Origin of the sequence: Arthrobacter sp. ZGTC412 (genome assembly GCF_002929215.1) — a bacterium.
Lineage (GTDB): Bacteria > Actinomycetota > Actinomycetes > Actinomycetales > Micrococcaceae > Arthrobacter.
In genome coordinates, this window is the sequence record NZ_PJII01000005.1 from 81787 (window position 1) to 99781 (window position 17995).

At 64.5% G+C, this 17995-nt stretch carries 19 protein-coding genes; 7 read left to right on the forward strand and 12 right to left on the reverse strand.

All coding sequences use genetic code 11. The annotated features are described in order from the left end of the window. Positions 1 to 40: 40 nt before the first annotated feature. Together CXQ88_RS08630 and CXQ88_RS08635 are read left to right on the forward strand one after the other, a co-directional pair. Positions 41 to 469: a universal stress protein gene (locus tag CXQ88_RS08630; RefSeq protein WP_104043756.1), complete on the forward strand. Its 429-nt coding sequence runs from the start codon at positions 41 to 43 to the stop codon at positions 467 to 469. A gap of 152 nt (positions 470 to 621) precedes the next feature. Next, positions 622 to 957, forward strand: a complete 336-nt coding sequence (locus tag CXQ88_RS08635; protein ID WP_104043757.1) for a hypothetical protein — start codon at positions 622 to 624, stop codon at positions 955 to 957. A 12-nt stretch (positions 958 to 969) separates the two neighbouring features. Here the strand turns inward: CXQ88_RS08635 and CXQ88_RS08640 are convergent, their stop codons facing one another. The 7 genes from CXQ88_RS08640 to CXQ88_RS08670 form a co-directional block, all read right to left on the reverse strand. Beyond that, the gene (locus CXQ88_RS08640) at positions 970 to 1581 is read right to left on the reverse strand and encodes a phosphatase PAP2 family protein (RefSeq protein WP_104043888.1); all 612 of its coding nucleotides are present in this window, start codon (positions 1579 to 1581) and stop codon (positions 970 to 972) included. Between the two features lie 20 nt (positions 1582 to 1601). After that, positions 1602 to 3095 carry a dihydrolipoamide acetyltransferase family protein gene (locus CXQ88_RS08645; protein WP_104043758.1) on the reverse strand — a complete coding sequence of 498 codons (1494 nt, stop codon included), beginning with the start codon at positions 3093 to 3095 and terminating at the stop codon, positions 1602 to 1604. A gap of 7 nt (positions 3096 to 3102) precedes the next feature. After that, positions 3103 to 4083 (reverse strand): alpha-ketoacid dehydrogenase subunit beta, encoded by a 981-nt coding sequence (locus tag CXQ88_RS08650; RefSeq protein WP_104043759.1) that lies wholly within the window; start codon positions 4081 to 4083, stop codon positions 3103 to 3105. Next, the gene (gene pdhA / locus CXQ88_RS08655; protein ID WP_104043760.1) at positions 4083 to 5363 is read right to left on the reverse strand and encodes a pyruvate dehydrogenase (acetyl-transferring) E1 component subunit alpha; all 1281 of its coding nucleotides are present in this window, start codon (positions 5361 to 5363) and stop codon (positions 4083 to 4085) included. Before pdhA ends, CXQ88_RS08650 begins: the two co-directional genes overlap by 1 nt. A 149-nt stretch (positions 5364 to 5512) precedes the next feature. Then, the gene (locus CXQ88_RS08660) at positions 5513 to 6631 is read right to left on the reverse strand and encodes a histidinol-phosphate transaminase (protein WP_104043761.1); all 1119 of its coding nucleotides are present in this window, start codon (positions 6629 to 6631) and stop codon (positions 5513 to 5515) included. Between the two features lie 150 nt (positions 6632 to 6781). After that, positions 6782 to 8656, reverse strand: a complete 1875-nt coding sequence (locus tag CXQ88_RS08665; protein WP_104043762.1) for a pectinesterase family protein — start codon at positions 8654 to 8656, stop codon at positions 6782 to 6784. Next, on the reverse strand, positions 8656 to 10026 hold the full coding sequence (locus CXQ88_RS08670; RefSeq protein WP_104043763.1) for a pectate lyase family protein: 1371 nt from the start codon (positions 10024 to 10026) through the stop codon (positions 8656 to 8658). Before CXQ88_RS08670 ends, CXQ88_RS08665 begins: the two co-directional genes overlap by 1 nt. A 255-nt stretch (positions 10027 to 10281) precedes the next feature. On the opposite strand from CXQ88_RS08670, the gene CXQ88_RS08675 reads away from it, so the two are divergent. After that, positions 10282 to 10704, forward strand: a complete 423-nt coding sequence (locus CXQ88_RS08675; RefSeq protein ID WP_104043764.1) for a phage holin family protein — start codon at positions 10282 to 10284, stop codon at positions 10702 to 10704. Between the two features lie 68 nt (positions 10705 to 10772). Here CXQ88_RS08675 and CXQ88_RS08680 read toward each other — a convergent pair whose 3' ends face one another. Beyond that, positions 10773 to 12140, reverse strand: coding sequence for a hypothetical protein (locus tag CXQ88_RS08680; protein ID WP_104043765.1), 1368 nt, complete (start codon positions 12138 to 12140; stop codon positions 10773 to 10775). Then, a complete protein-coding gene (locus CXQ88_RS08685; RefSeq protein WP_104043766.1) occupies positions 12140 to 12442 on the reverse strand; it encodes a hypothetical protein in 303 nt (100 codons plus the stop codon). Before CXQ88_RS08685 ends, CXQ88_RS08680 begins: the two co-directional genes overlap by 1 nt. 173 nt (positions 12443 to 12615) lie before the next feature. Between CXQ88_RS08685 and purB the strand changes: the two genes are divergently transcribed. After that, entirely contained in the window at positions 12616 to 14058 is a 1443-nt protein-coding gene (gene purB / locus CXQ88_RS08690) for an adenylosuccinate lyase (RefSeq protein ID WP_104043767.1), read from the forward strand. Positions 14059 to 14160: 102 nt separating this feature from the next. Then, the gene (locus tag CXQ88_RS08695) at positions 14161 to 14835 is read left to right on the forward strand and encodes a histidine phosphatase family protein (protein WP_104043768.1); all 675 of its coding nucleotides are present in this window, start codon (positions 14161 to 14163) and stop codon (positions 14833 to 14835) included. Here the strand turns inward: CXQ88_RS08695 and CXQ88_RS08700 are convergent. The 3 genes from CXQ88_RS08700 to CXQ88_RS08710 form a co-directional block, all read right to left on the reverse strand. Next, complete coding sequence (locus tag CXQ88_RS08700) at positions 14832 to 15758, reverse strand: serine/threonine-protein kinase (RefSeq protein WP_104043769.1); 927 nt, start codon at positions 15756 to 15758, stop codon at positions 14832 to 14834. The genes CXQ88_RS08695 and CXQ88_RS08700 overlap by 4 nt on opposite strands. Continuing rightward, a complete protein-coding gene (locus tag CXQ88_RS08705) occupies positions 15755 to 16072 on the reverse strand; it encodes a hypothetical protein (protein ID WP_258061777.1) in 318 nt (105 codons plus the stop codon). The genes CXQ88_RS08700 and CXQ88_RS08705 overlap by 4 nt, the downstream gene beginning before the upstream one ends. Positions 16073 to 16154: 82 nt before the next feature. Next, complete coding sequence (locus CXQ88_RS08710) at positions 16155 to 16667, reverse strand: MarR family winged helix-turn-helix transcriptional regulator (RefSeq protein ID WP_104043770.1); 513 nt, start codon at positions 16665 to 16667, stop codon at positions 16155 to 16157. 146 nt (positions 16668 to 16813) lie between these two features. Here CXQ88_RS08710 and CXQ88_RS08715 point away from each other — a divergent pair, with 146 nt between their 5' ends. Further along, positions 16814 to 17317, forward strand: coding sequence for a GNAT family N-acetyltransferase (locus CXQ88_RS08715; protein ID WP_104043771.1), 504 nt, complete (start codon positions 16814 to 16816; stop codon positions 17315 to 17317). A 75-nt stretch (positions 17318 to 17392) separates the two neighbouring features. After that, a complete protein-coding gene (locus tag CXQ88_RS08720; protein ID WP_104043772.1) occupies positions 17393 to 17827 on the forward strand; it encodes an acyl-CoA thioesterase in 435 nt (144 codons plus the stop codon). Positions 17828 to 17995: the final 168 nt, after the last annotated feature.

Genomic DNA, 17995 nt, shown 5'->3' on the forward strand with positions numbered 1-17995 from the left:
CACTGACTCAAGCCGCACTAACCAAGCAAAGGAGCAACACATGAGCGGAATCATCGTTGTAGGGGTTGACGGCAGCGGTACGGCCAAGAAGGCAGCGGAGTCCGCCCGTGACCTCGCCGCAGCGCTCGGCGCCTCGCTGCACGTGGTCTCGGCCTTCGACAGCGACCGCACCGAGGTTTTTGGCAGCGGCAGCGACCAGTGGATCGTGTCCGACGCCGATGCCGCCGAGCACGTGGCCCGCACTGTGGCGGATTCACTGGGCCGGGACATCAAAGTGACCTACTCCGCAGCCCGCGGCCGCCCGGCTGACGCCCTCATCAAGGAGGCCCTCCGGATGGAAGCCCGGATCATCGTGGTGGGAAACCGCAGGATGCAGGGGATCGGGCGGGTCCTCGGCAGCGTTGCGAACAGCGTGGCCCACAACGCTCCCTGCGACGTTTACATCGCCAACACCTACGACGCCGACTAGCGCGGACAGGGACACCATGGGGCGGTATTTTCCCGCCCCATGGTGTCCGTTCTCACCCGGAAAGCAGGGTTTTGGAGCTGAAGCCGGAGATAAAATTGAATAAGCCCCCAATGGTGCGGACATCCAGCATTCACCGTCTTCAAGGGGCTCCATTGATTACTCTTCAGCGCCGCCAGCTCGTAGGGCACGACATCCTCCTGGCCCGCCACGGAAACCACATCTGTTCCATGCGCGTTGACCGCAGCAGCGGCAGGGTGGTGGCTCTGCTGGACGACGGAACCGTGGACAGCGCACCGAACCTCATTGCCCCGGGCCTCGAACTTCCCGCCACGGTGGGCAGCGTACTGCGTGAAGACTGGAAGATTTTGGCCGTCTGCGGGGCCGTGGCTGCGGGAATGGGTGCATTGATGGTGACAGCAGCGGTTGCGCTCGGATCAATGACGGATCCAACCACCGTTGAAATGCTCTCGGCCTACACCATCTACTAGGCATTCCCTGGGCTAAGGCACCATCCAGCCCTGCAGGACCCACCAGATCCCGGCCATCACCACCCCGCCGAACAACGAGCCGGCAACCACCTGCGCCACCGTGTGGGCGCGCAACACCACCCGGGACCAGCCGACGGCCGGGATGAGCAGCAGCAACGGAAGCCACGCCGCCCCGAGCATAAGCACGGCAATCACGGCCGACGAGGAAATGGCGGCGGCGTGCCCGCTGATCTTCCAGAACGGGCTGACGCCGGCCAGGACCACTACGCCGCCCACCACCGCCAGGACCATGGCCACAACGCTTTGCGGAGCTCCTGCCGCATTCAGCACCAGCAGCCCGGCCACAATTGAGGCCAAGGCCATCAACAACACGGGCGCCCGCTGTTTGCGGTCGCTGACGTGATGGTCGGTGACTTTACCCAGCTTCACCAGGACAAGCAGCAGCAACAACGGGATCACGCACACGAACAAGGCTGCCAAGGCACCGTACGCCATGGTTCCGGGAAAGCCGGCTTGGGTCAGCGGGCTGAACAACAGCTGTACGCTGACCACCGCTGGCGGCTGGAGCGCCTCCGTGATCCATGTGGCTGTCCTGTTTTTGGCACGGATGGCCCCGGCGTTCATCACCACTGCTGTCACTTTTCCTAGTCCAGCAGCAGCGCTGGTTCCTCCAGGATGGCGGCGACGTCGGCCATAAAGCGGGCGGACAGGTCGCCGTCCACCACGCGGTGATCGAACGAGCCGCCAAGAGTGGTGATCCAGCGGGGAATCACTTCGCCGTCCAGGACCCAGGGCTTCTGCTTGATGGTTCCGAAAGCGACGATCGCCACCTCGCCCGGGTTGATGATCGGTGTACCGGTGTCGATACCGAGGGCGCCAATGTTGGTGATGGTCAGCGTGCCGCCCTGCATTTCCGCGGGCTGGGTCTTCCCGGCCCTGGCGGTGGTGGCGAGGTTGTTCAGCGCCAGCGCCAGCTCCTTTAGGGAGAGGTCCTGGGCGTTCTTGATGTTGGGGACCATCAGGCCGCGCGGGGTGGCCGCTGCGATTCCCAGGTTCATGTAGTGCTTAACCTGGATCTCGGCGGCGCCTTCGTCGTTGTCCACCCAGGTGGCGTTGACGCTGGGGTTCCGGGCAGCCGCCCAGATCACGGCCTTGGCGAGGATGAGCAGCGGCGATACCCGGATGCCTTCGAAGTCGCGGGAGGATTTGAGCCTCTTGACGAACTCCATGGTCCGGCTGGCGTCCACGTCCACAAAGATGCTCACGTGGGGTGCGGAAAATGCCGACTCCACCATCGCCTTCGCGGTGGCCTTGCGGACGCCCTTGACGGGGATCCGCTCTATCCGCTGGTCCTGCGGCTTTCCTGCCTTGCCCCAGAACCCGTCGGCCTTGTCCAGTTCGGCGTCACGCTGGGCCTGGTAGCTGACCAGGTCCTCGCGGGTCACCTCGCCGCGCAGCCCGGTTGCCACCACGTCTGCGAGGTCGATGCCGAGGTCGCGGGCGATCTTGCGGACCGGCGGCTTGGCCAGGACCTTGTTCACCAGGCCGGTGATGGCACCGCCAAAGGTGGGACGGTTGTCCCCCGCTTCGGCGGACCGGTTCTCGTCAGGCTCCACCACCTCGGCCGCGGAATGGGGCTGGACCGGCTCTACCGTCGGGGTGCCGGTGATTGGGGCTGCCGAAATTTCAGGAACGGGCACGGGTGCGGCCTTGCGAGGCCGGCGCTTGACGGCGTCGGCCTTGGGACCGGAGCCCACCAGGGGGCCGCCGGCCAGAGCACTGTCTGTGCCCGGCGCACTTTCCGGCGCGCCGCCGTCGGACGTCGGAAGCTTGCCGTATAGCGGCTGCACGGGAGTCTCGGGGGCACGGACGTCGGCCGGGGTGGGGTCACCGGTAACGTCACTGTTGACGCTGATGATGGCGGTGCCGACGTCGATGGTCACGCCTTCGGGGACCAGCAGCTCAGTGACGGTGCCCGCGAACGGCGAGGGCAGTTCCACGATCGACTTGGCAGTTTCGATCTCACAGAGGACATCGTTGATGCCGACGGCGTCGCCGGGCTTGACCTTCCAGGCGACGATTTCCGCCTCGGTGAGGCCCTCGCCTACGTCAGGCAGGTTGAACTTGTTGAGAGTCATGGTGTCCTCAGTAGGAGAGGGCGCGGTCCAGCGCCTCGAGGATGCGGTCAATGTCCGGAAGGTAATCTTCCTCCACCTTGGCAACGGGATAAGGCATGTGGAAGCCACCTACGCGGATCACGGGCGCCTCCAGGGAATGGAAAGCCCGCTCGCTGATTCGGGCAGCGATTTCACCGCCAATACCGCCGAAGGTGGGTGCCTCGTGGGCCACGATCAGGCGCCCGGTCTTTTCCACCGAGGCTGTGACGGTATCGAAGTCGAGGGGCGAGATGGAGCGCAGGTCAATGACTTCAACACTTCGCCCGTCCTCCTCCGCCGCGTTCGCCGCGGCCAGGGCCACCGGTACCAGCGGGCCATACGCCACGATGGTGGCGTCCGTCCCCACCCGGAGAACGTGGGCCTTGAAAGGGTCATCCGCCCGGCCCGGCGACTCCACGTCAACGTCGCCCTTGAGCCAGTAACGGCGCTTGGGCTCGAAAACAATCACCGGGTCCTGGCACTCCACGGCCTGCTGGATCATCCAGTAGGCGTCGTGCGGATTGGACGGCGTGATGATCCGCAGCCCTGCTGTATGCGCGAAAAGTGCCTCGGGTGACTCGGAGTGGTGTTCCACCGAGCCAATGCCTCCGCCGTAGGGAATGCGGATGACCACTGGAACGGTGAGGTTGCCGTTGCTGCGCGCGTGCATCTTGGCCAACTGGGTGGTGATCTGGTTGAACCCCGGGAAAACAAAGCCGTCGAACTGGATCTCGCATACCGGCGTGTAGCCGCGAAGTGCGAGGCCGATCGCGGTGCCGATGATGCCGGATTCTGCCAGCGGAGTGTCCACCACGCGATCCGAGCCGAACTCGCGGATTAGCCCGTCCGTCACACGATAGACGCCGCCGAGGGCGCCGATATCTTCGCCCATAAGCAGGGATTTCGGATTGTCCGTCAGTGCTGCGCGGAGGCCCTCGTTGATGGCCTTTGCGATGGTCATGGTGGTCATCAGTGGCCTGCCTTTTGGGACGCCTGTGCTGTTACTGCGTGCCGTTCTTCTGCCGGCTCTTCGCCTGCAAAGCCCGCCGAGTACGCCTCAAACCAGGCCAGCTCTTCTGCCACCAGGGGGTGGGCCTCCACGTAGGTGTTGGCGAAGGCAGACCGGATATCCGGAGTCTCCAGGTCATGGGTGGTCCGCCGGACGTAGGCTGCGAGCTCGTCGCCGTCGGCCTTGACCTTGGCGAAGAACGCTTCGTCCGCCAGGCCTTCGGAGCGCAGGTATTTCTCCAGGCGTGCCAGCGGATCCTTGGCCCGCCAGGCGTCCTCCTCCGCCGACTCGCGGTATTTGGTGGGATCATCCGCCGTCGTGTGAGCACCCACCCTGTAGGTGAAAGCCTCGATCAGAACGGGGCCTTTGCCCTGGCGTGCGTGCTCCAATGCCCACTCGGTGACGGCGTGCACGGCAATGACGTCGTTGCCGTCCACCCGGATGCCGGGGAAGCCGTAGCCCTTGGCCCGGTTGGAAAGCGGCACGCGCGTTTGCACGTTGGTGGGGACGGAGATGGCCCAGTGGTTGTTCTGGCAGAAGAACACCACGGGGGCGTTGTAGGAGGACGCAAACACCATGGATTCGTGGACGTCACCCTCGGAGCTGGCGCCGTCGCCGAAGTAGGCGATGACCGCGGCGTTGGGCTTGGCCGCCTCGCTTTCAGTGCCGGCAGCTTGGGAAGCGGCAGCACTGGAGGCGGCGAGCTTCTGGTCCCGCTGGATGCCCATGGCATAGCCCACTGCGTGAAGCGTCTGGGCCGCCAAAACCAGCGTGTAGAGGTGGAAGTTGGTGTCCTTCGGGTTCCATCCGCCGTTGGAGACCCCGCGGAACTGGCGCAGGAGCTCGGCCAGGTCCACATTGCGGGTCAACGCTACGCCATGTTCCCGGTATGTGGGGAAGATGTAGTCCTGCGGTTGGCTGGCACCGCCCGAACCAATCTGGGCGGCTTCCTGGCCCGTCAACGGAACCCAGAGCGCCAACTGGCCCTGGCGCTGCAGGGCGGTGGCTTCGACGTCGAAGCGGCGGATGGCGGCCATGTCCGCGTAGAGTCCCTGAAGTTTCTCGGGGGTGAGTTTTTCGGCGTATCCGGTGTAAACGGGATCAAAGCCCAGTTTCCCATCGGGTCCGAGGAGCTGGACCATCTGTGCCGGGGGTTCGCCCATGACGGCTTCGGCATCAGCCTCACGCTGGTCGTCTACAGCTGTTCCATCGAACTCGGTGGCAGGCAGATGTGTGCCCATACCGTCTCCTTGCTTGCCGCATCCGGATGCAATGCAATGTCGCTGGGATATATGCCTCAAAAGGAATAGATTCCTGCTGCGGCATATATATTGGCTTACTGATCCTAACTTTATCTTCAGTAAGTAACCGCGAGGCTACTTGTTAAGTGCTAGGAACCGCGGGGGGCCTTTGTATAGTTCGCACACAGCTTGAGGAACCGCGTGTTTGCTTCGGTCTCGCCGATGCTCACCCGGACTCCTTCCCCGGGAAACGCCCTGACGGACAAGGCCTGCGTACCCGCCAGTTCTGCGAATCCGGCGCTGTCCGCTCCGAGGTCCAACCAGACGAAGTTGCCCTGCGCGTCCGGAACGGCCCAGCCCAGCTTCCTCAGCCCGGCCGTGACGCGTTCCCGCTCGTCCACGAGCCTTTGTACCCTTTCTACAACCTGGGGGTAATTCTGCAGGGAAACAAGTGCGGCAGTTTCTGCAATCTGCGACACGGCAAACGGTGTGGCAGCGACCCTGAGGTGTTGGGTCAACCCGGGATCGGAGATGCTGTAGCCAACCCGCAGGCCGGCAAGCCCGTGGGCCTTCGAGAAGGTCCGGAGCACAACCACGTTGGGGTACTTCCGGTACAGAGCGATCCCATCGACGGCATCTGCTGCCCGCACAAACTCCTGGTAGGCCTCGTCGATCACCACCACCACGTTTGCCGGCACAGAGCGGATAAAGGCCTCTGTCTCGGCTGCTGCCAGCGCAGGGCCCGTGGGATTGTTTGGAGTGCAGAGGAGGACCACCTTGGTACGGGCTGTTACTGCCGCAGCCATCGCCTTGAGGTCATGGCGGCCGCCGGCAGCCAGGGGAACGGGGACACCTTCCGCACCCGAGAGACCAACGCTGATGGGATACGCCTCAAAGGAGCGCCACGCGTAGATCACTTCGTCGGGTTTGCCGTCTTCGTTCCGCCCCGCGAATGCGGCCAGCAACTGGTTCAAGGCGCCCAGGCTGCCTGCGCCAGTGACGATGTCGGCGGCGGGAACATCGAGGAATGCGGCGAGCTTTGTGCGGAGCCTGCTGCTCAGAGGATCCGGGTAGCGGTTGAAGTCTGTCTGCTGAGCAATTGCCTCAACGACCGCCGGGATCGGGGGCAGCGGGTTTTCGTTGGAGGACAGCTTGTAACTGGCCAATCCGTCCACGGCGACGGGCGGTTTGCCGGCGGCGTAGCGGGGCAGCTTTGCCACTACAGGGCGCGGCTGGATGCCCCCGGCGAGGGTCTCTGATGACGTCATGGAGACCAGCCTACTTCTCCGGCTGCAGGACGTAAGGCGGCATTCCCGCGCGAAGTGCACTCCCCGGCCCCCTGGGACGGCGGCCGGACGGGCGCTGCACAAAGACAGGCCCGTCCGCCATCCGAGTCCACCTTGTCGGTGGGGTCCTCCCTACACCCGCTGAGTGCTGTCTGCCCGGGTGCCTGCCAACTGGGGAGCCCAGCCGTCGGTTCCGTGGAGGTACGCCTCCAGGGTGAACTCCTTCGCCAGCGCCGGGTCAAGCTGCGGCCTGTCGGCGGTGATACGGGATCCCGGGCCGTTGTTGTTGAACTCGTGGAACCGGGCTTCGCGCCAGGAGAACCCGCTCATGTCTGTCCACGGAGCGCGGGAAATATGCGCACCCAGCCAGGAATCCCGGATCAGCACCTGGGCTATGGCGTCCACGTCCCCGCTGGGGTGCCAGGGCCGGCCGAGGTGCACGGATCCCGCTGCGGCGTCGGACTTAAAGCGGCAGCCGGTGAACAGGTACCCGTGCTTAATTCCAACGTTCAGGCTGCCGGCCGAAACGTAGCCGTTGTTGCTGCTTGATCCGCGGTCCAGGGAGCGGACTTCGGAGCCGGAGAAGACCGCCGTGCCCCGGCCGAAGATGAAGTCCACGTCGCCTTCGATGTAGCAGTCGCGGAAGAAGAACCGCGCCTGTACCCCGCGGGACGGTGAATCAACCAGCAGCGTGTCCTGGTTGCCCAGGCACCGGACGTTGCTAAGAACTGCACGGTCTCCCGTGAGGAAGAGTGCCACCGCCTGCCGGTTCTTCATGTCCTGGTTGGCGGCCTCGTCAAAGTCGTTGCTGAACGTGAGGTTTGCAGCCGTGAAATCCGGCCCGTCAATCCGCACGCTTGCGCTTCCGCCCGTCCCATAGGGTCCGGCGCCATCGGGCTTGGGTGTGCCGGAGGCGTTGTTGTAAACCAGTACAACGTCTTGCGCCTTCTCCCCCAGCCCCAGGAACGAGATTCTGGGCTTGCTGGCCGGCACCCTGATGGCCTCCCTGTAGATGCCCGGCTGGATCCGGATGAGGGTCCGGCGGGTGCCGCCTTCGGGCACGCTGTTTATGGCCGCCTGCACCGTCTGGAACGCCAGCCCCTTGCCCACGTCTACAACAACGGGCTTGTCCACCGGACGTTCGCTGGGCCAGTAGATGCCCTCGCGGGCGTCCAGTCCGGCGTCGAGCTGGAAGTACCCGGGCGGCAGTGTCTGTTGTGCCCGGAGTTCCGAGGCAACAAGCCGGGCCACGGCCAGGGCGCCTTCCGCCTGGAAATGCGTATTGTCGGTCACGCCTTGCGGGTACTGCGGATACTGGCCCGGGGAGGCATAAAGGAAGTGCGACTTGGTTCCCTCTGCCCCGAGCTTCTGCCACAGGTCCTTCGAGGACACGGTGAGGTCGACAAGTGGTGTGCCCGTGGCAGCTGCGAGTTCCCGCACCGCCTGGGGGTACGCACCATGGGAGTCCTGGGCGACACCCAGGGCGCTGAACCGGCGGCGTTCCACCGGGGTTACCAGTACAGCCTTCGCGCCACGGCCTGCGGCACCGTCGATGTACTGCTGCAAGTACTCCTTGAAGGTGGTCTGCGGATCGGTGCCCCTGGCCGGATCTTCGACCTTTTCGTCGTTGTGCCCGAAGGAGATCAGGAGGTAGTCCCCAGGCTGGAGCAAGGCGACCACCTCGTCAAGCAGGCCGGCGTCCGCGAAGCTCTTGGACGAAGCACCGGACCAGGCGTAGTCAAAGACGTCGGCCTGTGGCCCCAGCAGCAGCGGGAGGGCCTGCCCCCAGCCGGCCCGCGGACGTTCCGAGTGCTGGTAGGCGGAGGACGTGGAGTCGCCCACAACGAAGATCACCGGCCTGGTGCGGCCCTGCGGTGGCAGCGCTACGGACCGGACTGCGGCCTCCGAGCGTGCAGCCCCAGGGCCCGCGAGCCCGGCGGCAGCGGTGACTGCTCCCGCGGCCACAGCAGCCAGCATTGAGCGGCGGTTGGGTTCGAAACGGCGCATCAGCGAGCATCCCCCGCCGCGAAGACGGGCCCGACGGCGTCCGCCAGGAGGGCGGGAACGGCCTGGGCTGCGTTTACGTGCGTCCGCAGTACTGGCGCCCAGGTTTCGTCGGCACCCAACTGCCTGTCGGCAGGCGCGGCCGCGTTGTAGGCGGCGCGCAGGTCAACGATCTTGCCGTTGACCGCGTTTCCGCTGGTGCTGATGACCTTCCCCTTGAAGTAGGAGATCAGTGACTCCACCGGGATGTCCGCCGGGAGGGTGAAGGCGTTGGCCTCGGCGTACAGATGGGATTCAACGCCGGCACCGAAGGTGTACCCATACGGGATCTCCGATTCGGCGGTGGTCTTGAAGTGGTTGTTGTAGACGTCCACCTGGCCGAAACGGACGCGGGGTGCGCGCTGGCCAACGTTCTCGAAAACGTTGTGGTGGATGGTCACGCGCAACTTGCCCACGTCTCCCCGGTTTGTGGAGTCCGTGGACCCGATGAGCAGGAGTTTGTCGTGCTCCGAGAACCGGTTGTAGGACATCGTCACCAGGTCCGAGCCGTTGGTGACGTCCACTGCTCCGTCGTGGACCTGGTACGGCCTGCCGAAGTAGCTGGGCTGGGCGCTGTCCAGGTTTGGGGCATCGGTGAAGTGTGAGTGGTCCACCCACACGTGCTTTGAGCCGTTGATGATCTGCAGCAGGTCATATTCGCTGTTCCAGTTACCGGTGGCACCGTCCGTGGGGTCCCACGACGGGAAGCAGTCGGCGGCGTCCCGCACCGTGAGGTTCCGGAAGATGACGTTGTCGGCGCCGTTGACCCTCAGGGCAGCGCCGGTGATGCTGCTGTCCGGGCCGACGCCCACGATGGTGGTGTTGCTGGGAATGTCCCAACGGATTGAGGCGGCCTGCCTGGATGCCGCCAACCGCCGGGCGTTCTCCTGCGCGCCCTCCGGCTCTTTCGTCGTTCCGTACCGGGCCGGGTCGAAGTCGTAAAGGTACTGGGCGAGCGAGTACCCGGTACCGCTGGCGTAGTCCTCACAGCTGATCGGCGAGCCGTCCGCGCTGGCGTTGGCGGCAATGTCCCCATGGACCCTGATGATTTTGGGTTCGCTGCCGGTGGCGAGGGCGGCGAGAAGTTGTCCCTTGTTGGAGACGTCGTAGATCCGGTCATCCGTAGCGGCCGAGCCGCCGGTGGTGCCGGTTCCCAAGGCTGCCCAGCCGTCATGTGGTGCGAGTACCTGGCGCTCAAGGGCCTGGCGGGCTGTCTGGGCTGTTGGATCCGCTTGTGGCGAGGGGGCTGCTGACGAATGGGCAGGGGCTGCGAGCAGGGATACGGCGATGGCCGCCGCGACCGATACGGGCGCTATTGGCAACTTTTTACGCATGATCTCTCTTCCTCCATTGGAATGAACCACGCTTCGGTGCCGGCCGGAAACCGCCGACAATTTCAGAAAGCGATTTCTCAACTATGGGAAACCGGTTTCTGCCTGTCAAGGGTTTAGTTGATTTTTGACACCGTCTTTTCTCGGAAGTCACTTCCGGACCCGCTGGTCCCGCCACCGGCCCACAGGCAAAAAGACGCCAGAGGTAGAGCCGGAAACCTTGCAAGGACCTTCAGGGACGTGTGCAACCATTGGCCTATGCGACTGCTTGCCCGGGTACTTATCAACGGACTTGCCCTCTGGGTGGCGAGCTGGATACTGCCAGGACTGGAGATCTCCAGCTCGGCAGCCACCGATGCAGTGGCAAAAACCGGTGTGACGCAGGGGACGGACACCATCGGGATCGTTCTCGCCTACCTGTTCATCGGTGTCATCTTCGGTTTAGTGAACGCCTTGGTCCGCCCGCTGGTGAGTCTCCTCGCGCTGCCAATCACTATCCTGACCCTCGGCCTGTTCACTATCGTCATCAACGCGGCGATGCTTTACCTGACATCCTGGATCAGCAGCTACACGCCAGTGCGCTTCACCATTGACTCCTTCTTCTGGACTGCCATTCTGGCTGCGATCATCATTACCCTGATCTCGCTGGTTGCCGGCCGGATTACTGGGGCCCGGCGGTAGCTGAACACCAGCGGCTTCTGCGCCCGCTTGTAAAAGCGCTGCCCACTAGTTCACGCGGGCGGTTGCGGCTACCGTCCGCCATACCCCCGCTCTTGCCTGCGGGTGTCTGCCGCGTGGAGGTTTGGCGCAGGAGCCCTGGTCCGGGTCAGCGAGAAGCGGGTAGCGGTGGCGGCGCCACCAGCCCCAAGCACAGCACCCAACGCGGCAGTGGACACCACCAGCGACGGATCGTTGCTCGCTGAAACAAGGCGGGCTCCGTCCTGGTAGGTACTAAGGGTGTGGCCGGGTCCGAGGCCCCCTTCTCCTTCTGCCGCCCTTGGGGCATTGCCCAAGGAAACCGTCACGCGGTCCTTCGTGTCCGGATTTGGTGAACCGTCTGATCCCGGCACCCAATCCGTGCGATGTTCAAGGTGCAGCGACTGCACTCCCGGCACGGGGTTGATACCAGCGACCGGGGAGCCGGCCGTGAGCACGTACCGAAGGTCGTAGTCGCGGAGAAAACGCGGATCGGCAGCCAGGTTCATGGCATGGATACCGCCCTGGCTGTATCCCACGGCAACCACGGGGGCTCCGTGCTCGGCGCCCGCCGCTCGCAGAGCCTCAAGCGCCGCAACGCTCATGTCGTCGGAGCTGTAAACCATCGCCTCCGCTATTCCAGCTTCATCAAACGGGTTCTTTCCACCGGCACCGGAACCAGCAGGCTGGGTGCCGGGAACGACGACGAGATAGGCCTTTTCCCCGCCGTTGACGACTTCGATGACCTCGATGAACCCGGCACCGCGCGCATCGATAAGCCGGATGCGCTCCAGCAGGCCAGCCGGGGAGGCGTCCAGGTCCACCTGAACTGTCTCCTCCTGGTGCGTGGCCAAACGGCGGCCAAAGGCGCCTGCCTGCTCCAAGCCATCCCAGACCCAAGGTTCCTCCTCGGCCCGCCGCTTCACGTCAGCCGCGTCGAGTCCAAGGCTGGCAGCTATGGTTTCTGCCGTCTTGTTGTCGACGACGCGGGTGGAGGCCATATTCGTCAAGGACTCGTGGACGTCCTGCGGACTAACTATGCCTAGGGATCTTGCAGTGCCGGCAAGCCACTCCGCCACTTCGTACTCCTGTTTGCAGGCGCGGACCTGGCTGCTGATGCGCTGGAGCTCGGCCCGCACTGTCTGGACGCTCCGCTCCGACTCACCCACCGCGTTCAATGCCATGGTCCCGGACCAGCGGGGCAGGTCCTGGAAGGGAACGAGGTCCTCCCAAATCCGGCGGACTTCAACCTCCAGTTCAGAGAGTGTGCCCGCCAGGTCATCGAGCTTCCTCGCACCCGCCGCCAGCTCCTCCAACTGGAAGGTTATGCCGCCAACACCGCCGCGGATGGTGAGGGGCCCGTCCCCGGGAGGACTGAACACCCTGATGGAGCCTGTGCCCGAAGGCGTAGCTTCGGCCATTAGAACCCGCCCGTAGAGGTGCAGTCAGCGGTGAAGGTTTCGCGGGCATGGCGGTCCACCGCAGCCTTTGCCTCAGTGAGCGCTTCAAGGGCCCGCCGCAGGGCAGCAGACTGCAGTGAAACAGCGTCCCGGTAGGCACGGCCCGCCGGAGATTCCCATTCCAGCAGCTGAATATCCCTGAACCCGTCCAAGACCTCCTCTCCGCGGCCAGCGCAGAAGGCTACGCGGCCAGCCAACTGCTCCACCTGCGAAGCGCGCAGCATGTCTTGTTGCAACTCCGCCCCCGTCAGTTGGCCGCCCATCGCTCTTCCCTTTCCTCAATGGCCTGCGTCCACGGCGCATGCCAGCAAGCCTTGCCTGGGATGAAGGCTACGGAGGACACCCTGCCGTCCCAACCGCCGGCGTCGTCTATGTGGACAAGTAACGTCCCGGGAAGGGCTAAAGCCGCCGCAGGAGTTCATGAAAGAATCAGCACATGCCTGAAACTGCCGCCACAGCTGACACCCGCACGCCCTCAGGACGCCTGGCCCTCGCCGCGTCCCCGGAAAAAATCGCGCTCGGCCCGCTGGACGGCCGCTACCAGTCCGCCGTCGCCCCGCTGGTGGACTACCTGTCGGAAGCAGCGCTCAACCGCGACCGCGTGGCAGTGGAAGTTGAATGGCTCATCCACCTGACCAGCAACAACGTCCTTCCGGGCGCCGGTCCCCTGACGTCCCGGCAGCAGGACCAGCTGCGCGCCATTGTCACCGAATTCGACAGCAATTCAGTGGCGGAACTGGCCGACATCGAAGCCGTAACGGTCCACGACGTAAAAGCCGTGGAGTACTACATCGGCCGCCGCCTCCCGGCCATCGGCATTGAAAACCTCACGGCCATGGTGCACTTCGGCTGCACTTCCGAGGACATCAACAACCTCTCCTACGCGCTGGGTGTCAAGGGCGCTGTGGAGGACGTGTGGCTTCCGGCAGCACGCGCCCTGGTGGCCCAGATCACCAGGATGGCCCATGACAACCGCGCCGTCCCCATGCTGTCCCGCACCCACGGCCAGCCCGCCACTCCCACTACGCTCGGCAAGGAACTCGCGGTTATCGCCCACCGCCTCACCCGGCAACTGGACCGGATCGAAAAAACCGAGTACCTGGGCAAGATCAACGGCGCCACCGGCACGTACGCTGCCCACGTTGCGTCCGTTCCCCGCGCCGACTGGCAGCAGGTGTCCAAATCCTTCGTGGAGGCCCTGGGACTGACCTGGAATCCGCTGACCACGCAGATCGAAAGCCACGACTGGCAGGCGGAACTCTATGCCGACGTCGCGCGCTTCAACCGCATCCTGCACAACGTCTGCACGGACATCTGGAGCTACATTTCCATCGGCTACTTCGCGCAGATTCCGGTTGCCGGTGCGACGGGATCCTCAACCATGCCGCACAAGGTAAACCCCATCCGCTTCGAAAATGCCGAGGCCAACCTGGAGATCTCCTCCGGGCTGCTGGACGTACTGGGCTCCACGCTGGTTACCTCACGCTGGCAGCGCGACCTCACCGACTCCTCGAGCCAGCGCAACATCGGTGTGGCATTCGGCCACTCCCTGTTGGCCATCTCCAACGTGGCCAAGGGCCTGGAGCGGCTGGACGTGGCGGAGGACGTTCTGGCCGGGGACCTGGACACCAACTGGGAAGTCCTGGGTGAAGCGATCCAGATGGTCATGCGGGCCGAAGCGATTGCCGGCGTCGAAGGCATGGAGAACCCCTACGAGCGGCTCAAGGACCTTACCCGCGGACAGCGTGTGGACGCAGCCCGCATGCAGGAATTCGTCCAGGGCCTTGGCCTCTCACCCGAAGCCGAAGCGAGGCTCCTCGCGCTGACGCCCGGCAAATACACCGGCATCGCTGACCAACTGGTGGACCACCTGAGGTAGAAGTACGACGATGGCGCCGGGCAAAAAGGCCCGGCGCCTTCTTCGTCCCCACCTTCCTTGTGGCCCAGCAGGCGGCCCGCCTCCAAGTGCGAAACTGGAGACATGAAGCTGCTCCTGATCCGCCATGGGCAAACCCCGGGCAACGTGCTTGGCCAATTGGACACCGCCCACCCCGGTCCCGGGCTCACGGAGCTGGGTGAGCGGCAAGCGGAGGCCCTGGCCCGTTCGCTGGCCAACGAGCCGATCGAGGCGCTCTATGCCTCCACCCTGGTGCGAACCCAGATCACTGCAGCGCCGCTGGGCCGGCTGCACAGCCTTGACGTCGAAGTGATGGACGGCCTCCACGAAATCGAAGCCGGGTCACTGGAAAAGCTGACGGACCACGAGTCGCACAAGCGGTACATGGGGACAGTGATTTCCTGGGCCGCCGGTGATCTTGACCGCCGCATCCCTGCCGGGCCGGACGGCCATGATTTCTTCGAGCGGTTTGATGCCGCTATTGCGCGCGTCCTGGAACGTACGTCCGGGGAGCAGGCAACGGCAGCAGTCGTCAGCCACGGCGCGGCCATCCGCACCTGGGCCGGGCGCCGCGCTCAGGAGGCAGACCACGAGTTCGCCGCGAAGCACGTGTTGGCCAATACCGGAATTGTGGCGTTGGAAGGTGATCCGGACAGCGGGTGGCGGCTGATCCATTGGGACGGCAGCCCGGTGGGCGGACTGGCACTCGCCGATCCGACCGCTGAGGACCCTATGGGACGGAATGTGGCGGAGCCCTAAACCAGCTGCCTGATCCGGCGGGCCGGGAACACCGCCATTTTTCTGCAGGTGCTGTTGGTCAGCTGGGCTGCCGGAGGAACGAGCCTCCCGGCCATAACGGCCGCCTGAGCCGCCGTCGGCCGTGCAGCGCTGTCCGTAGCGGTAAGGGCCCTGAGAAAAGCGCACCATCCCGGCCCCAGGGAATCCGGGATTTCGGGACTCCGAAGTGTCCTGGCGACGAGGGATTCAATGGCCGTGCCGGGAAAGGCCTTGGAACCCGTGAGAAGCTCCAGCAGGACCAGGCCCATGGCGTAGACGTCCCAGGAAGCCCGGGCTGGTCCGCCCGACGCCTGCTCAGGGCTCATGTAGTGCACCGTTCCGGACGAGATGCCTGGCTCCGGAGCCGCTCCGGCAGCAGCCACGATGCCGAAGTCGATGATGCGCACCGGACTCCGTCGCAGACCGCTGAGCATCAGGTTCGCTGGCTTGATGTCACGGTGCACAAGCCCCTGTTCATGCAGGTGGGCAAGCGCGTCGAAGAGGCCGCGGGCCCAGGCGGCCACGTCCCCGGGGTGCGGCAGGCCGGTGCGGGTTGCCGCGGCAAGGCTGGCGCCGAACGCCAGCTCTTCAACAAGGAGTGGACGGCCGGCGAGCGGGTTCGCGGCGGGGATGACAGACCGGGCGATGAATCTGATGATGGAGGGGTGGTTCAGTCCTGCCAGGACGGCGGCTTCATTACGGATCCGCTCGACGTGCTGTCCGGAGTCGCCGACGGCAACTTTGACGGCAACATCAGGACCACCCTCCAGGTCGGCAGCGCGGAACACCTCTGCCAACGAGCCGCGGCCCAAGCGTTCTTTGAGCTCGTAACGGCCCGCCACCACTGGCACCCGGCAAAGAAGGCCGGCCCCGCGATGCTGCAGCTCCGCGACGGCGAAAGTCATGCGGAGAGGGCCGGGGTATGCACAGCTCCCGGACCAACACCCAGGTCACGGGAAGCGTAAGGCGAGTGAAACCAGGCGTCGAGCTGAAACCCGCAGGCGCAGCGCCACACAGGAGGAAGCTGGACAGGACCGCCGTCGTCCGGCTCGAAGCTATAGCCGACGGCGGTGGGACCTACAGCAGGCGTCACGAGTTCCATGGCGGTTCCGCAATGCACAGCGGCGCCTTCCCACCCGGCGTACGCGTGCTCGGCGCCGTCCTGCAAGGCCCTGTTGGACAAGGCATGCCGAGCGCCAAGCTCAGTAAAATTTACCAATACACTCACGACTCCAGCTGAAGAAATTTCAGGATTAATCGTAAGCATACATATTACTAGCCAATCTAGCTAGTTCGGCTAGCTACTTCTGCTCGTACCCTCTTTCAATGTCCGCAAGAGCATCGGCCATGCGTTGCAGGAACTCGATCACGACATGCGCCTCGTCTGCACTCAGTTCTTCCGCAACCCTCATCATCCGCCGGTGCATCGCCCCCAGGGTCACCCGGACTTCCTTATCGGATTCCACTGTTGGAACCACTACCACGGAGCGGCGGTCCGTCGGATGCGCCTCGCGCCGCACGTGGCCGCTGCCCACCAGCCTGTCAATGAGCGAAGTGGTGGACGCGCTGGTGATTCCGAGGAACTGGCTCAAGTCCTTCGGCGCTGTCGCTTTCCCGGAGGCCTGCATGCGCAGGAGGTAGCGGAGGGCGAGGATGTCCGTCTCGCCCATGCCCATGGAGTCGCGGGTGGTCCTCCGCACGGCCGTTTCAGCAGCCCGGTAGTCCCGCAGGGACTTCAGGACTGCCGCGCTGTAGTCAAGCTGCCCGTCCGGCCCATACCAATAGCCAGAGCCTTCATTACCGGTTGAAACCATAAAAACATTCTAGTCCGGCTTGTATCTAGACAACCAAGCGAGTTAGCCGCCGGTCCGTTCTTCGTGTGCTTACCGGGCAGAAACACGAGCGTAACCCCGCGCTTCTACGCTAGGTGTGCATATCCCTTCAGCGAATCGAGGCAGACATGCAAACCAACCCGCGCCTGAACATCCGGCAGGTTGCCTGGTCCAACCCGGTGGGCGCGGACCTGCGCCGCGCGCAGCAGGCCGAACTCGATGCCCGCTTTGGTACCCCTGACCACGAACCCGGCACCCCGCCGTCGGAAGCTGACTGCGCCGTGTTTCTGGTGGCGTATGACAAGGGATCCGGACAGCCTGTCGGCTGCGGCGGCCTGCGGCTCCTGGATGACCGGACAGCAGAAATAAAGCGTTTGTATGTTCTCCCCTATACCCGGGGGTCAGGCGTAGCCAGCTCCATTCTGGCGGCCCTGGAAGCGGAGGCCTTTAAGCTGGGGATCACCCGGATCAAGGCGGAAGCCGGTTCCGCCCAGCCTGATGGGCGGAACTTCTACGAGAACTCCGGTTTCGAGCCCGTCCCCAACTTCGGTGCCTACGCCGGCGTGAAGCACTCCTACTGCTACGCCAAGAGCATTAATGCCCGCAGCGCTGCCCACACTGCCATGGCGTAGCGTGGGCGGGACCGGGACGAGTGGACGGGACCGTCACACTCGGTGCCGCCGGCGCTGCTCGGCTAACCTCGGCCTATGGAATCAGCAGACATTACCTTCCGCACCCGAAAGTGGGTCCGGCCCGAGGACCTCAATGCCAACGGCACCCTTTTCGGCGGCAGCCTGCTGAAGTGGATTGATGAGGAAGCGGCGATTTACGCCATCCTCCAGCTCGGCAACGGGCGCGCCGTCACCAAGTACATCTCTGAAATCAACTTCGTCAGCTCCGCGGTGCAGGGTGACCTGATCGAGATGGGCCTGACCGCCACCCGGTTCGGCAGGACGTCCCTGACCATGCGCGCCGAGGTCCGGAACATGATCACGCGGCAGAGCATCCTCACCATCGAGGAGATTGTTTTTGTGAACCTGAGCGCCTCCGGCAAGCCGGAGCCACACGGCTACACCGAGATCACCTATGACCGGGACCGGATCCCCACGCACCACCTGACAGACACACTCCAGCAGGACTGACGCAGCAGGACCACCACAAAGCAGGAACGGTGCGGGCAGGTGCTGCCACGGCGGCGCGTCGGCTGCAACATTTACCTTCCGTTCACGCGCCCGGCACCAGCCGTTCCTGCGACTAAACCACAGTGGACAGCCCGGCTGTTTATCGAATCGATAGCAGTACAGCCGGAC

What these genes read in the sequence shown, in the direction of transcription:
- CXQ88_RS08630 (WP_104043756.1), top strand. Translation starts at nt 41, where the DNA reads ATGAGCGGAATCATCGTTGTAGGGGTTGACGGCAGCGGTACGGCCAAG.
- CXQ88_RS08640 (WP_104043888.1), bottom strand. Translation starts at nt 1,581, where the DNA reads ATGAACGCCGGGGCCATCCGTGCCAAAAACAGGACAGCCACATGGATC.
- CXQ88_RS08645 (WP_104043758.1), bottom strand. Translation starts at nt 3,095, where the DNA reads ATGACTCTCAACAAGTTCAACCTGCCTGACGTAGGCGAGGGCCTCACC.
- CXQ88_RS08650 (WP_104043759.1), bottom strand. Translation starts at nt 4,083, where the DNA reads ATGACCACCATGACCATCGCAAAGGCCATCAACGAGGGCCTCCGCGCA.
- pdhA (WP_104043760.1), bottom strand. Translation starts at nt 5,363, where the DNA reads ATGGGCACACATCTGCCTGCCACCGAGTTCGATGGAACAGCTGTAGAC.
- CXQ88_RS08660 (WP_104043761.1), bottom strand. Translation starts at nt 6,631, where the DNA reads ATGACGTCATCAGAGACCCTCGCCGGGGGCATCCAGCCGCGCCCTGTA.
- CXQ88_RS08665 (WP_104043762.1), bottom strand. Translation starts at nt 8,656, where the DNA reads ATGCGCCGTTTCGAACCCAACCGCCGCTCAATGCTGGCTGCTGTGGCC.
- CXQ88_RS08670 (WP_104043763.1), bottom strand. Translation starts at nt 10,026, where the DNA reads ATGCGTAAAAAGTTGCCAATAGCGCCCGTATCGGTCGCGGCGGCCATC.
- CXQ88_RS08675 (WP_104043764.1), top strand. Translation starts at nt 10,282, where the DNA reads ATGCGACTGCTTGCCCGGGTACTTATCAACGGACTTGCCCTCTGGGTG.
- CXQ88_RS08680 (WP_104043765.1), bottom strand. Translation starts at nt 12,140, where the DNA reads ATGGCCGAAGCTACGCCTTCGGGCACAGGCTCCATCAGGGTGTTCAGT.
- CXQ88_RS08685 (WP_104043766.1), bottom strand. Translation starts at nt 12,442, where the DNA reads ATGGGCGGCCAACTGACGGGGGCGGAGTTGCAACAAGACATGCTGCGC.
- purB (WP_104043767.1), top strand. Translation starts at nt 12,616, where the DNA reads ATGCCTGAAACTGCCGCCACAGCTGACACCCGCACGCCCTCAGGACGC.
- CXQ88_RS08695 (WP_104043768.1), top strand. Translation starts at nt 14,161, where the DNA reads ATGAAGCTGCTCCTGATCCGCCATGGGCAAACCCCGGGCAACGTGCTT.
- CXQ88_RS08700 (WP_104043769.1), bottom strand. Translation starts at nt 15,758, where the DNA reads ATGACTTTCGCCGTCGCGGAGCTGCAGCATCGCGGGGCCGGCCTTCTT.
- CXQ88_RS08710 (WP_104043770.1), bottom strand. Translation starts at nt 16,667, where the DNA reads ATGGTTTCAACCGGTAATGAAGGCTCTGGCTATTGGTATGGGCCGGAC.
- CXQ88_RS08715 (WP_104043771.1), top strand. Translation starts at nt 16,814, where the DNA reads ATGCAAACCAACCCGCGCCTGAACATCCGGCAGGTTGCCTGGTCCAAC.
- CXQ88_RS08720 (WP_104043772.1), top strand. Translation starts at nt 17,393, where the DNA reads ATGGAATCAGCAGACATTACCTTCCGCACCCGAAAGTGGGTCCGGCCC.